The organism is Nonomuraea diastatica (assembly GCF_004349015.1).
In the GTDB taxonomy this organism is placed as follows: Bacteria; Actinomycetota; Actinomycetes; order Streptosporangiales; family Streptosporangiaceae; genus Nonomuraea; species Nonomuraea diastatica.
Window position 1 is genome coordinate 1 of record NZ_SMKP01000244.1, and the last position, 13,582, is coordinate 13,582.

At 70.5% G+C, this 13,582-nt stretch carries 10 protein-coding genes; 1 reads left to right on the forward strand and 9 read right to left on the reverse strand.

The genetic code is table 11. The features are described from left to right. Nucleotides 1-6: 6 nt before the first annotated feature. The 8 genes from E1294_RS47010 to thrC all read right to left on the reverse strand — a co-directional run bounded on the left by E1294_RS47010 (nucleotide 7) and on the right by thrC (nucleotide 10,167). A complete protein-coding gene (locus E1294_RS47010) occupies nucleotides 7-2,241 on the reverse strand; it encodes a hypothetical protein (protein ID WP_132518478.1) in 2,235 nt (744 codons plus the stop codon). Between the two features lie 174 nt (nucleotides 2,242-2,415). Next, nucleotides 2,416-3,063, reverse strand: a complete 648-nt coding sequence (locus E1294_RS47015) for an L-threonylcarbamoyladenylate synthase (RefSeq protein WP_132518480.1) — start codon at nucleotides 3,061-3,063, stop codon at nucleotides 2,416-2,418. Between the two features lie 122 nt (nucleotides 3,064-3,185). Continuing rightward, nucleotides 3,186-4,040 carry a peptide chain release factor N(5)-glutamine methyltransferase gene (gene prmC / locus E1294_RS47020; protein WP_132518482.1) on the reverse strand — a complete coding sequence of 285 codons (855 nt, stop codon included), beginning with the start codon at nucleotides 4,038-4,040 and terminating at the stop codon, nucleotides 3,186-3,188. After that, nucleotides 4,037-5,089, reverse strand: coding sequence for a peptide chain release factor 1 (prfA, locus tag E1294_RS47025; protein ID WP_132518484.1), 1,053 nt, complete (start codon nucleotides 5,087-5,089; stop codon nucleotides 4,037-4,039). Before prfA ends, prmC begins: the two co-directional genes overlap by 4 nt. An 87-nt stretch (nucleotides 5,090-5,176) precedes the next feature. Continuing rightward, nucleotides 5,177-5,395 carry a 50S ribosomal protein L31 gene (gene rpmE / locus E1294_RS47030; RefSeq protein ID WP_132518486.1) on the reverse strand — a complete coding sequence of 73 codons (219 nt, stop codon included), beginning with the start codon at nucleotides 5,393-5,395 and terminating at the stop codon, nucleotides 5,177-5,179. Nucleotides 5,396-5,655: 260 nt separating this feature from the next. Beyond that, complete coding sequence (gene rho / locus E1294_RS47035) at nucleotides 5,656-7,686, reverse strand: transcription termination factor Rho (RefSeq protein WP_132518488.1); 2,031 nt, start codon at nucleotides 7,684-7,686, stop codon at nucleotides 5,656-5,658. A 457-nt stretch (nucleotides 7,687-8,143) separates the two neighbouring features. After that, entirely contained in the window at nucleotides 8,144-9,031 is an 888-nt protein-coding gene (thrB, locus tag E1294_RS47040) for a homoserine kinase (protein ID WP_220448344.1), read from the reverse strand. 77 nt (nucleotides 9,032-9,108) lie between these two features. Beyond that, nucleotides 9,109-10,167, reverse strand: coding sequence for a threonine synthase (gene thrC / locus E1294_RS47045; RefSeq protein ID WP_132518492.1), 1,059 nt, complete (start codon nucleotides 10,165-10,167; stop codon nucleotides 9,109-9,111). 204 nt (nucleotides 10,168-10,371) lie between these two features. Between thrC and E1294_RS47050 the strand changes: the two genes are divergently transcribed. Continuing rightward, nucleotides 10,372-11,859 (forward strand): glycosyltransferase family 2 protein, encoded by a 1,488-nt coding sequence (locus tag E1294_RS47050; RefSeq protein ID WP_132518494.1) that lies wholly within the window; start codon nucleotides 10,372-10,374, stop codon nucleotides 11,857-11,859. 78 nt (nucleotides 11,860-11,937) lie between these two features. On the opposite strand, the gene E1294_RS47055 is transcribed toward E1294_RS47050, so the two are convergent. Further along, nucleotides 11,938-13,545 carry a glycosyltransferase gene (locus E1294_RS47055; protein WP_132518496.1) on the reverse strand — a complete coding sequence of 536 codons (1,608 nt, stop codon included), beginning with the start codon at nucleotides 13,543-13,545 and terminating at the stop codon, nucleotides 11,938-11,940. Nucleotides 13,546-13,582: the final 37 nt, after the last annotated feature.

The window sequence follows — 13,582 nt, forward strand, 5'->3', positions numbered from 1 at the left end:
CGTACATCACGCGCTCCTCTCCGGCGTGCCGGAATCGACCGACCCGCTCGGGCCGTCCGGCCTGATGTCCTCGGGCGCCCACCGGCCCTCGCCGTACTCACCCGGCGGGACCTCGACGGAGGGCATGTCGACGGGCTGGATGTCCCTGTGGTGCTCGATGACCGTCCTGAGGGCGTCCAGGTCGGGCGGGGTGACGTTCACGGAGACCACATCGCTGCCGCCGCCCGTCCCGACTCTGCCGCCGCCCCCGTCCCGCTGCCCGGACCCCGATCCGTCGGCCGGATCGGTCCGGGAAGGGTCGCCGCTGTAGGCAGGCTCGGCCCGGGGAGACTCGCCGCCGTAAACAGGCTCGGCCCGGGAAGACTCGCCGCCGTAGGCAGGCTCGGTGCCGTAGGCGATCTGCACCGCGTAGGCCGGGCCCGTGCCGCCCGCTTGACGTGGATCCGCGCCGTACACGGTCGCCATCCCGTCACCCCGTCCCGTTGCCCCGCCGGGGTCGGGGTCAGCGACGGCCGCTGTGGACGAGGTCCCGTTGGAGTTGCCATCGGGTGGGTCGACAGAGGGATTCGTCGGCGGGATCCTGACGGGTTCGCCTTGCTCACCCCGCCTGCCGGTTCCTTGGTCTCCCGTCTCCTGGTCACCAGTGTCACCGCCCTCACGGTCACCGGCCCCACGGTCACCGGCACCTCGGTCATCCTGGTTTCCGGCCTCACGATCACCGGGGTCCTGACCGTCACGCGTACCTTGGCCTGGTTCGTCCCCCGCTGGTCTGCTGGGCGTCGTCCCACCGTCGCCGGGAGTCGTGTCGCCTGGTGTCCTGCCCGTGCCACCCGGCTGCTCGTCGGTGCCGGGGGCGCAGGTGCCGTCCTCGCCCCCTGTGGAGTCGCTCGACGGCGGGGTGGTCGCGTCGCCGGTGCTCGGACGGCTGGGGTCGATGGAGCCTGCGGGGCCGTCGGGGCGTATGTCGCGTTCGGCCCACGCGCCCTTGCCGTATTCGCCCGCCGGAACCTCGACCCCCGGCATGTCCAGCGGCCGGATGTCGCGGTGGTGCTCCACCACGGTCTTCAGGGCGTCCTGGCCGGGCGGGGTCGTGCCGGCGGAGACCACTTCACTGCCGTCGTTCGCCCAGGCGTTGACGTCGGAGGCGGTGGTGGTGTCGGCCGGCAGCCGGGGCATCTCGGCCGGGGCCACCTTGTCGGTGTTCTCCAGCAGGTCTTCGAGTTGCTCGGCGGTAGGCGGGTCGAGCGGCACCTGCAACACCTTGACCCCGTCGACCTCCACGACCTGCGGTTTGTTCACATCGTGCGTGTCCTGGGCGGGAGTGTCGGACGGGTCGTCCCGCGTGCCGGTCTCGGCCTCGGCGCCGCGGTCGCGCCTGCTGTCCACCTCGTCGTCCTTGGGCATGCCGACAGGCTGATCACCGGTACGGGCGTCCTGATCGGCCCCGGAATCCCGATCCGTGCCGGTGTCCTGACCTGTGCCCTTGTCGTCGTCGCAGACGTTCCCGCCTGGATCGGTCCCGGACCCGTCATCCCCCCTGGGCTGGTCACCCGTCCGGGAGTCGTCGCCGGTCCTCGGCTGGTCACCCGTCCGGGGTTCAGAACCGGTTCTCGCGCTGTCGCCGGTCCTGGGCTGGTCGCCAGTGCGGGGCTCCTCGCAGGTCTTCCCGTCATCACCCTTGGGAAAGTCGTCGCTCTTCGGGGCTTCCTCGCCCTTCGGAACGTCGGTGTCGCCCTTGCCGCCACCCCTGTCCTGGTCGGTCTTCGGCGCATCACCCCTCTTCGGATCGTCGCCCGTCTTGGGAGGCGAGTCACCCCTCCTCGGCGGATCGTCACCGGTCTTCGGCGGATCATCCGCCGTCTTCGGAGGAGTATCACCGGTCTTGGGCGGAGCGTCACCGGTCTTCGGGGGAACGTCGTCGGTCTTGTCGTCGGCGCGCGGATTCTCGTACCGCTCCCGATCCCCGCGAACCCCTTTGGGATCGTCGGAGGCGCCCGCCCCCATCCCGGGCGGATCGGCCCGCTTCTCCAGCACCCCGAGCCGGACGTTGACGTCCTTGATCATGGTGTCGACCGCGTCGGCGATCTGGGCGGGACGGTGGGTGGTCTGGGTGGAGAGCCCGGCCCGGTTCATGGTGAGCCGGACCTGGTCCTCGACCTTGCGCATCTCCGCGGCCGCGTGTTTCGCCTCGGCCAGCAGGTCACGGACCAGCTTGGCATCCATGCCGTCGAACTTGCCCATGGCCACTCCCGACGTCCGATGAGAAACCCGCCACGCGGACTGCCGCCACGGCAGTGGCCAGGAACGACAGCGGGGCGGCAGTCTGGTGAGCAGGTTTCTCGATGGCAGCCGCTCCGCGCCTCACCGTAATTTGGCGGGAGCTCGACCGCAGCCGGAATAAGCAGCCGGTATACGTCAGTCGTCGGTGGCGACGTAGCCGATGATGCCGCGCAGCTTCTCCACCGGGATCGCCCCTCGCCGCAACATCCTGGGCACCGCCGTGGTGAGGTCGAGGATGGTGGAGGGCGTCTGGTCGGTGGTCTTGCCGGCGTCGAGATAGACGGCGACCGACTCTCCGAGCTGCTCCTCCGCCTCCTCGGCCGTGGTGGCGGCGGGCGCGCCGGAGCGGTTGGCGCTGGAGACGGCCATCGGCCCGGTCTCCTTGAGCAGGTCGAGGGCGACCGGGTGGAGTGGCATGCGGACGGCCACCGTGCCCTTGGTGTCGCCCAGGTCCCAGGAAAGGGCCCTGTTGGCCTTGCAGACGAGCGTGAGCGGCCCCGGCCAGAACGCGTCTATCAGGTCCTGCCCATAGGGCCCCAGGTCGTCTATGAGCGCTGTGGCGGCCCTGACGGTGCCCACGAGCACCGGCGGTGGCATGTCACGGCCCCGGCCCTTGGCGTCGAGCAGCCCGGTGACCGCCGACGGAGTGAAGGCGTCGGCGCCGAGGCCGTAGACGGTGTCGGTCGGCAGCACCACGAGCTCGCCGCGGCGTACGGCGGCCGCCGCCTCCGTCAGTCCTTCGGTCCGCTGCTCGAGGTCGGAGCAGTCAAAGCGTCTTCCCACGGTTTTGTTGCCTCGCTCCGCTCGGCTACGAGCGGCGCTCTCGAGGCCTCCTCCCCTCAACTCGTTCTGTGGCTTCGCTCTCTCTCGTCGTGCGGGAGAAGGCCGGGCCGCTGGCGTGCATCCTAATCCTGACCCAGGCGGGCCGTGACGAAGCGGTCTCGTCTGGTGAGATCCTGGCGCAGACGTACGTCACGCCAGCCGTTGTCCTCGGGGAACGTCAGGTAGACGGCCCTGCCTTGTTCGTCGGCGTGCTCGACGGCCACCCAGCCGCCGGGGCGCAGCAGGCGGCGGGCCGTGCGCTCCACCGCGCGCACCTCGCCGAGCCCGTCGTCGCCGGAGCCGAAGAGGGCCCGGGTGGGGTCGTAGTCGCGCACCTCGGGGTCGCGCGGGATCGCGCCGGGCGGGATGTAGGGAGGGTTGGAGATGACCAGGTCGACCTTGCCGTTGAGCTCGGGCAGCGCCTCCGCGAGGTCTTCCGGGTGCAGGTGGGTGCGGCCCTGACCGTGCTCGGAGATGTTGCGCTTGGCCCAGGTGTACGCCCCCGGGTCGACCTCGATGGCGTGGACCTCGGCCAGCGCCACCTCCTGGGCGATGGAGAGCGCGATCGCGCCCGAGCCGGTGCCCAGATCGACCACCAGGGGGGCGGTGACGTCCATCGCGCGCAGCGTTTCGATGGCCCAGCCGGCCATCACCTCGGTCTCCGGCCGCGGCACGAACACGCCGGGCCCGACCGCCAGCTCGAGATAGCGGAAGTAGGCGTGGCCGGTGATGTGCTGCAGCGGCTCGCGGGCCTCGCGCCTCGCGACGCCCTCCCAGAACAGCGCGTCGAAGTCGGCGTCCTTGACCGTGTGGAGCTCGCTTCTGCGCACGCCGTGGACGAACGCCGCGATCTCCTCAGCGTCGGTGCGCGGTGAGGGGACACCTGCCTCGGCCAGCCGGGCAGTGGCCAGGGCGATTTCGTCCAGCAGAAATGTCATGAGTGTTGTGCGAGCTTCTCCGCCATTTCGGCGTCGATGAGGGCCTGGGTGACGGCGTTGAGCTCGCCGTCGAGAACCTGGTCGAGGTTATACGCCTTGAAGCCGACCCGGTGGTCGGAGATGCGGTTTTCCGGGAAGTTGTAGGTGCGTACGCGCTCGGAGCGGTCGACGGTGCGGACCTGCGACTTGCGCTCGGCCTGAGCGGCGGCGTCGGCCTCCTCCTGCGCGATGGCCAGCAGCCGCGCACGCAGGATGCGCAGGGCCGACTCCTTGTTCTGGAGCTGGCTCTTCTCGTTCTGGCACGAGACGACGACACCGGTGGGCAGGTGGGTGATGCGGACCGCGGAGTCGGTGGTGTTGACGCTCTGGCCGCCTGGGCCGCTGGAGCGATAGACGTCGACGCGCAGGTCGTTGGGGTCGATCTGGACGTCGACCTCCTCCGCCTCTGGATAGACGAGCACGCCCGCGGCGCTGGTGTGGATGCGGCCCTGGGACTCGGTGACCGGCACCCGCTGCACGCGGTGCACGCCGCCCTCGTATTTGAGCCTGGACCACACGCCCTCGTCGCCCTTGGCCCTGATGCCGACCGTCACGTCTTTGTAGCCCCCCAGGTCGGAGGGCTGGCTGTCGATGATCTCGGTCTTCCAGCCGAGCCGCTCGGCGTAGCGCAGATACATGCGCAGCAGGTCGCCCGCGAACAGCGCGGACTCCTCTCCGCCCTCACCCGCCTTGATCTCCATGATGATGTCCTTGTCATCGTTGGGATCGCGCGGGATGAGCAGGTGCCTGAGCCGCTCCTCCAGCTGGGGGACGCGCTCTTCGAGCTCGGCCGCCTCGGAGGCGAACGTATCGTCCTCGCCGGCCAGCTCTTTGGCGGCGGTCAGGTCCTCGCGGACCGACTCGAGCTCGCGATAGGTGCCGACGATCGGCGTGAGCTGCGCGTAGCGCCTGCCGAGGGTGCGGGCCTTGTGCTGGTCGGCGTGCACGGCGGGATCTCCGAGCTGCAGCTCCAGCTCGGAATACTCCTTGAGCAACTCGTCGAGATTCACCGTGCGTCCTTCGTCGTGGATTGGGGCGTCGCAACCGACAACGCCGACCCGGCGCACCGGGGTGCGACCGGGCCGGCGTCGGTGGAGCTATTTGCCCGCGGGCTTCTTGCCGAAGCGCTTCTCGAAGCGAGCCACTCGGCCGCCGGTGTCGAGGATCTTCTGCTTGCCCGTGTAGAACGGGTGGCAGGCCGAGCACACGTCGGCGTGGATCACGCCGTTTTTCGCGGTGCTCCGCGTGGTGAACGTGTTACCGCAGGAACAGGTCACCTGCGTCACGTGGTATTCGGGGTGGATGTCGCGCTTCATCGCTGTCCTTTCGGGCTGCGGCCGCCGGGTCGCCCAGATCGCATGGCGTGAACCGGAACCGCAAAATGGTCAGCTACCAGTGTGCCAGATCGTGCAACCATCCCAGGCCATCAGGCATTCCCGACCAGGCTCGGCGGGCGCAGCAGGTGACCGTCAGGCCGGAGCCGTCCCGCTCGTACGGCCCGCCACGCGGAACGCCAGGAGAGGCGGCCGGGATACCCCGGCCGCCTCTCACGCGACGCTCCGCTGACAGAAGGCCGTCAGTCGCGGTCGTTGCTCACCGTGGTCTTCTGGACCTGCAGGAGGAACTCCGCGTTGGACTTGGTCTCCTTCATCTTCTCCAGGAGCAGCTCAAGCGCCTGCTGCATGTCGAGCGCGTGGAGCACCCGGCGCAGCTTCCAGACGATCTGGAGCTCTTCCTTGGCCATGAGGATCTCTTCCTTGCGCGTGCCGGACGCGTCGACGTCGACCGCGGGGAAGATGCGCTTGTCGGCCAGGGAGCGGTTGAGCTTGAGCTCCATGTTGCCGGTGCCCTTGAACTCCTCGAAGATGACCTCGTCCATCTTGGACCCGGTCTCGACCAGGGCCGTGGCGAGGATCGTCAGGGAGCCGCCGTTCTCGATGTTGCGGGCGGCGCCGAAGAAGCGCTTGGGCGGGTAGAGGGCGGTGGAGTCGACACCACCCGACAGGATGCGACCGGACGCCGGGGCCGCCAGGTTGTAGGCGCGGCCGAGACGGGTGATCGAGTCGAGCAGGACGACCACGTCGTGGCCCAGCTCCACCAGGCGCTTGGCCCGCTCGATGGCGAGCTCGGCGACCGTGGTGTGGTCTTCCGCGGGACGGTCGAAGGTCGAGTGGATGACCTCGCCCTTGACCGACCGCTGCATGTCGGTGACCTCTTCTGGCCGCTCGTCCACGAGCACGACCATCAGGTGGCACTCGGGGTTGTTGCGGGTGATCGCGTTGGCGATGGACTGCAGCACCATCGTCTTACCGGCCTTCGGCGGCGAGACGATGAGACCGCGCTGGCCCTTGCCGATCGGCGACACGAGGTCGATGATCCGCGTGGTCAGGATGTTGTGCTCGGTCTCGAGGCGCAGGCGCTCCTGCGGGTAGAGCGGCGTCAGCTTGTTGAAGTCGGGCCGGTTGCGGGCCTGCTCGGGGTCCATGCCGTTCACGGTGTCGAGGCGGACCAGAGCGTTGAACTTCTCGCGCCGCTCGCCCTCGCGAGGCTGGCGCACGGCGCCGGTGATGACGTCGCCCTTGCGCAGGCCGTTGCGGCGGATCTGGGCGAGCGAGACGTAGACGTCGTTGCTGCCGGGCAGGTAGCCGCTGGTCCTGACGAACGCGTAGTTGTCGAGGATGTCGAGGATGCCGGCGATCGGGATGAGCACGTCGTCGTCGCCGATGACCGGCTCGCCGCTGTCGAAACGGTCGCGGCCACGGCCACGGTTGCGCTCCCTGAAGCGGCCTCTGCGCCCACGCCCGCCGCGCTCGTCGTCGTCGCCGCGCTGGTCGTTTCGCTGGTCGTTTCGCTGGTCGTTTCGCTGGTCGCCGCGATTGCCCGAGTCGGTGCGCTGGTCGCCACGGCCGCCGTCGCGCCCGTCACGACCGCCGCCGTCACGACCGCCGTCACGGCTGCTCTCCGACCGGTCGCCGCCGGAGCGGTCTCCCCGGTCGCCGCGGTCTCCCCTGTCGCGCCGCTCGCCGCGGCTGCGGCGCTCGCGGCGGCTCTCGCCACGCTCGGAACGCTCGGGGCGCGTGTCGTTCTGGCCGGTCTCCACGGGCTGCGCCTGCTGCTGGTCGACGACCGGCTCGGCCGGGGCGGCGACAGGCTCGGGCGCGGCGGAGGTCACGGGGCTCGCGGCGGTCACAGGGCTCGCGGCCACGGGCTCCGCGGCGACGGGCTGCTGGGCGGCCTGCGGTGCGGGCTCCTCCGCGGTCTTGCGCGACCGCTCTCTGCGTGTCCGCGTGGGCCGCTCGGCGGCGGGCGCCGCCTCCGCCGGGGCCGAAGCGGAAGCCTCGGACGCGGCCGCGGGAGCCGATGCGCCTTCTCCGGAACCGCCACCCTGCTTCTCCTGGATGGCCGCGATGAGCTGGCTCTTCCGCATGCGCCCGGTCCCGCTGATGCCCAGCTCGGCTGCCATCTTCTGCAGCTCGGGCAGCACCTTGGCGGACAGGCCGGTGCCGGAGCGACGCGCACGCGGCTTGGCCGGGGCGCGGGTGGGGGTGTCGCCGGACGCGGGCTCAGCGCCTGATGCGTCGGAGAGGAGTTCGGTGGTGTCGCTCAACTAAAAGGTCCTTCCCAGGGGTCGGGCGCCGGTTTTGTTCTGCCGGGCGTCCCGGAGGTGCTTGCGATCCGGCGGGACAGACCGGGTCGGGGTGCACTCTGCGATCTTCGGCTGTCGCTGGAGACGGCCGCCACTCTTGGGGAGGGGCTCGTCCAGGCCGCCACAGGACCGTGGCGCGTGGCTGACACCCCCCAGATTGCTGTCGCCAACCAGATGTCGAGATGATTCGAACGCGCAGGTCCCCGTCGTCGCCACCTCGCGTTGAGCCAACCGGGTGTGGGCCAACCGGAGGCAACGAATTCCGGGGAGACAGCCGCGCTGCTCACGCCTCGCGACGTGAAGCATGATGCAGCGATGTGTGGCTGACAAGCACGCACCCACCAAGGGGGCATCTGGTGCGGCTATCAGCCTAACATCACCAGCGCACACGGCTATTCCCTGAAGGTCTAAAGAGGCATCAGCGTGTCTCGGGGAACTGAACGTTCGCACCAACCGGGTCGACGTCCATTTGCTGGATGTGCCAGTCATTACCCACTTCTGGCGCGATCAAATCCTGCGAATCCGATGTCGAAAACGCAAGAACCGCGGGACCCGCTCCCGAAACGACCGCGGGCACACCCACCGCACGGAGACGTTCTACCAGATGCGCGCTCTCCGGCATGGCAGGCGCGCGGTAAGCCTGGTGGAGCCGATCTTCTGTCGCGGCGAGCAGAACCTCTCGATCGGGCCGTCGGGTCAGCGCGGCGATCAGCAACGCGGCCCTGCCGGCGTTGAAGGAGGCGTCCTTGTGGGGCACGTCCTTCGGCAGCAGCCCCCGTGCGGCCTCCGTGGACAGCCGGGTCGAAGGGACCACGACCACCGGACGGATGCGCTCGTCGGGAGCTAGTTTCACCATACGCGGCACCCCCGTGTGGTCGCACCAGGCCACGGTCAGCCCACCGGCCAGACAGGGGGCGACATTGTCGGGATGGCCCTCCATCTCGGCGGCCAGCGCGAAGACCTGATCGTCGGAAAATCTTGTCACGCCGGCCAGCGCCCGCGCGCCGAGGATGCCCGCGCACACGGCCGCCGACGACGACCCGAGCCCGCGGGCGTGCGGAATCCTGTTACGGCACCGCAGGCGGATCCCGGCCGGTTGGGGCACGCCCATGCGGGCGAACGTCGTGCGCATGGCTTTGACGATCAGATGGCCCTCGCCGAGGTCGACCTCACCCGCGCCCTCGCCCTCCACGGTGACGGCGACCCCCGGCTCCTCGGTGAGCGTGACCTCGACCTCGTCGTGCAGGCTCAGCGCCAACCCGAGCGTATCGTAGCCCGGCCCCAGGTTGGCCGATGTGGCGGGCACGCGGACCTGAACAGTGCTGCTCACGTTTCCCTCATGATTCCTCACTTCCCCCGTGGCCCCCGCGCCCTGGTGTGGCGTCAGGCGAGGTTGAGCGCCGCCGCCGCGGCGTGGACGTCGATGGGGATCACCACGGGTGCCGGCGCGCCCGAGATGGCCCAGTCGGGGTCTTTCAGTCCGTTGCCCGTGACCGTGCAGACGACGCGCTGCCCTGGTTCGACCATGCCCTGCGCGTGAGCCTGCAGCAGGCCCGCCACGCTGGCCGCCGACGCGAGCTCGACGAACACGCCCTCCTCCTGCGCCAGCAGTTTGTACGCCGCCGCGATCTGCCGGTCGGTCACCGCCTGGATGGCCCCGCCGGACTCGTCACGGGCCGAGATGGCCAGCGACCAGGAGGCCGGGTTGCCGATGCGGATCGCGGTGGCGATCGTGTGCGGGTGGGCGACGGGCGCCCCCGCCACGATGGGCGCCGCCCCGCTGGCCTGGAAACCGAGCATGCGCGGCCGCTTCGTCGCCACCCCGTCGTCGGCGTATTCGCGATAACCCATCCAGTAGGCCGAGATGTTGCCGGCGTTGCCCACCGGGATGCAGTGGATGTCGGGGGCGTCGCCCAGCGTGTCGACGATCTCGAACGCCGCCGTCTTCTGCCCCTGCAACCGGAACGGGTTGACCGAGTTGACCAGCGCGATCGGGTAGTTGGACGACAGCTTGCGGGTCATCTCGAGACAGTCGTCGAACGACCCCTCGACCTGCAGCAGCGTGGCGCCGTGCACGAGCGCCTGGGCCAGCTTGCCCATGGCGATCTTTCCCCGTGGCACCAGCACGGCGCAGGTCAGCCCGGCCCGGACGGCGTAGGCGGCGGCCGAGGCCGAGGTGTTGCCGGTGGAGGCGCAGATGACCGCCTTGGCGCCCTCTTCTACCGCCTTGCTGATGGCCACGGTCATGCCGCGGTCTTTGAAGCTGCCGGTCGGGTTGGCGCCCTCGACCTTGAGGTAGACGTCGCAGCCCGTCAGGGCGGAGACGCGGTGCGCGGGCACCAGCGGCGTGCCGCCTTCGAGTAGCGTGACGACGGGCGTCTTCGTGTTCACGGGAAGACGCTCGCGGTATTCCTCGATGAGGCCACGCCACGACCTGCTCATGATGGACTCCCTACCTGCGGTGTTCGGCACCGAGTGTACGGGGTGCGGACGACCGTCGCGGAGCCGCGTCCACGGGACGGACACGACACGGCCACGGAACGGACGCAGCCCGTGTGCCCCTGCCCCGAACAGTCGTTGGACAGGGGCACTATTCAGGAAATTCTCAGCATCTCCCGATAAGGTCTCGGCCAGGGGGTCACCACCATGAACGCGCGTCCTGCTTTGACGCAGAACGACTATTCACCAGTAGCGGTTCCGCAGCTCGGCGCCTGGTCACCCGACCTGTCCGTGAGCGTGGTGATACCGGCTCACGGCGGGAAGGGGCTCGATCTGACGCTGGCCGCGCTGGCCGCGCAGACGTACCCGAACCATCTCATGGAGGTTCTGGTCGTCGACGACGGCAGCGATCCGCCGATCCGGCTGCCCGAGATCAGGCCGGTCAACACCAGCGTCGTCCGCGTGCGCGACGGCTGGGGCATCTCCAACGCCGTCAACACGGGCGTCAAGGCCGCCGACGGCGAGATCATCCAGCGCCTCGACGCCGACATGGTGGCCTGCCGCGAGCACATCGAGGCCATGGCCCGCTGGCACCACGTGACCGACTATCTGGTCAGCATCGGGATGAAGAAGTTCGTCGACACGCCGCCGGCTACGCCGCGCCAGGTCTTCACGGCGCGCCGCCTGGACGAGGTGTTCGACCTGGCCGAGGCCGTGCCGAGCTCCACCGAGGCGACGATCGCCAAGACCGACGGGCTGCGCAAGAGCCGCAACCCCTACCACGTGTGCACGGGGCCGACCTTCGCCCTGCCCAGGGAGATCTTCCACGCCGTGGGCGGTCTCGACCCGAACGTGGTGCGGGGCGAGGACACCGAGTTCTCCTACCGGCTGGCGATGCACGGCGTGGTGTTCGTGCCCGAGATGGAGGCGCAGGCCGTGCACCTGGGGCTGCCCTCGCAACATCGTGACAGGGAGCGGGCCGTGCGGGCGGTCGAGCCCTACCTGGCGCACCGGATCCCGCTCCGCAGGGACCTGCGCAAGGACCGCGGGCGGCGGTGGCTGGTGCCGTACGTCGAGATCGTGCTCGACGTGACCGACACGTCCGAGTCCGTGGTGCGGCGGGCGGTGGCGGCGGCGCTGGACGGCAAGCTGCAGGACGTCGTGGTGACGCTGGTCGGGCCGTGGTCGCGGCTGGACGACGAGCGGCGCGTGACGTTGTCCGACCCGTGTTTCGAATTGCGGCTGATGCGTGATCTGTTCGCGCACGACGAACGCGTCCGCCTCATCGACGAGGCCGCCCCGACGCCCGCGCCGACGCCGTTCCGCTATCGAGGGCCGGTGGACGTGCCGCTGCACCGGGCGACGCTGGAGCGCATGATCGAATCGGTCCAGAAGGACCTGGCGGGGATCCTGGTCGTGGACCTCCCCGGCGGGCGTTCCGCCCGGCTCGAACGCACCTCGGCGCTCGGCCGCGCCGTGCTCCTGTCGCCTTCGGCGAACTGGCCGGGCGCGGACCTGGACGAGGTGATCGACATCACCCATGGGGTACGCCACGAGCCCCCGGACCGCTACTGGCCCGCGCCGCCCGCGCCCGCGCCGGAGCCGGTCACCATCCCCGCCCAGGTGACGGCGCTTGCCGAGCCGTCCGAGAAGACCCTGCTCAGACGCCTGAAGTCGGCCCTGCGCCCCGGCTGACGACGCGAACCAGCGCGGGGCGGTCCGCCGCGCAGGCGTTCGCGCGAGGCGCCCGGCGCGAGAGGCTGCTCGCGGTGGTCAGCCGCGCAGGCGTTTGCGGAGGGCGCGTCTCATGGTGGTGGACACCATCACGCGAAGGCTCTGCTGGGCGCGGTTGGCGGCGGCGATCCGGCGACGCAGGGCGCCGACCTCGCGGCGCAGCTCGACGGTGCTCTTGCGCCAGCGCCCCGCCTCCTCTTTCCACTTCGCCACCTGCGCCCGCAGCCGCTCGTTCTCGGCGGCCCGCCTGGCCGCCTCCGTCTGCGCCTCGACGCGGGCCTTGTACGCCGCCCGCCGCCCGGTCGGCGGCACGGGCTCGGCGGTGAAACCGCAGGTCTCACCCTCGACCCAGGAGACTCCCGACACCGTGTCCACCGCGTCGTCGAGGTCCTCGCCGGGTGCCGCCACGATGCGGGCCCTGGCGAAGGCCGACGTACGTTCCAGCCGAGCCGCGACGACGCCGTCCGCCGACTCTCGCAGCAGCACGTTCACCAGGCCGAGGCCCTCGTCGCGAGCCAGGTCGAGCAGGTGGGCGACGGTGTCCTCGCCGGGCGCCCAGCCGGGCGGCAGGCGCAGCACGAACGGCACGGCCGGGTCGATCTTTTCGGCGGACGCCAGGCGCACCTGGTGTTCGTGTTCGTAGTGGCCGCGGACCAGCACGAGTTCGAGGTCGGGGTCCTTCAGCGGCGCGCGGCGCTCGCCGCCGAGCCGTTCCCAGGGGCCGAGGAGGAGCACGGAGAGGTCGGGGACGGTGCCGGCGAGCAGGGCGTCCACCGCCGGCCGCACGGTGTCGTAACCCACGGTGCCGTCCATCACCACGGTGACGTACGGGATCTTCCACCGCCGCGCCGGATGGCCGCGCAACCAGCGGTAGGCCGGGATGCGGTCGGCCACGAACGCGTGGCTCACCCGGTCGATCGGCTGTTTGTCGCGCATCCGCATGGTGGGCCCGAGGTGGTAGGCGCGGGCCCGCGGCTCGGGGACGAACACGGCTCCGGCCTGGGCGAGGCGGTAGCCCAGCTCGGTGTCCTGGCCGAGGATCAGGTCGTCGTCCATCGGGCCCGCCGCCGCGATCAGGCGGGCGTTGACGGAGGTCGCGCCGCCGACGTGCAGGCTGAACGGGCGCTGCGGGTTGGCGGTCAGCCCGTCGGTGCGCTCGACCAGGTCGACGATCCAGGCGTGCGGCTCGGCCGGCTCGAACACCGCCTCCAGGTCATGGGGCAGCTCGGCGGGCGGCTCCGCGCCGGTGAACCTGAGGGAGCCGGTCACGACGGCGTAGGGTGCGGCGTGATGCCAGCGCATGTGCGCCTCGATCGCGCCCGGTGTGAGCACCACGTCGGAGTCGAGCCAGAAGATCACGTCGCCCGTGGCCTCGGCGAGCCCCGCGTTGCGGGCGCAGGCCCGGCCCGGCTTGCCGCACACGACCAGCCGGGCGGCCGTGCCCTGGGGCAGGCGCAGCGGGGGCGAGGTGCCGTTGTCGACGACGATGATCTCCGTCAGCTCCGCCGGGTACGTCTGCCGCGCCAGACCCTGAAGCACCAGGTCGAGCTTGTCCTGACCGCCGTAGGCGGGGATGACGACGCTGACCGTGAGCTCCGGGGTGACGTGCTCCGGAGGGCCGAGAACCCGGTAGTCGTTGCCGCGCACCCTGACGTGGGCGGGGGCGGCGTGCGGGGCCGTGGGC

What these genes read in the sequence shown, in the direction of transcription:
- E1294_RS47010 (WP_132518478.1), bottom strand. Translation starts at nt 2,241, where the DNA reads ATGGGCAAGTTCGACGGCATGGATGCCAAGCTGGTCCGTGACCTGCTG.
- thrC (WP_132518492.1), bottom strand. Translation starts at nt 10,167, where the DNA reads ATGAGCAGGTCGTGGCGTGGCCTCATCGAGGAATACCGCGAGCGTCTT.
- E1294_RS47050 (WP_132518494.1), top strand. Translation starts at nt 10,372, where the DNA reads ATGAACGCGCGTCCTGCTTTGACGCAGAACGACTATTCACCAGTAGCG.
- rpmE (WP_132518486.1), bottom strand. Translation starts at nt 5,395, where the DNA reads ATGAAGCGCGACATCCACCCCGAATACCACGTGACGCAGGTGACCTGT.
- prmC (WP_132518482.1), bottom strand. Translation starts at nt 4,040, where the DNA reads ATGACATTTCTGCTGGACGAAATCGCCCTGGCCACTGCCCGGCTGGCC.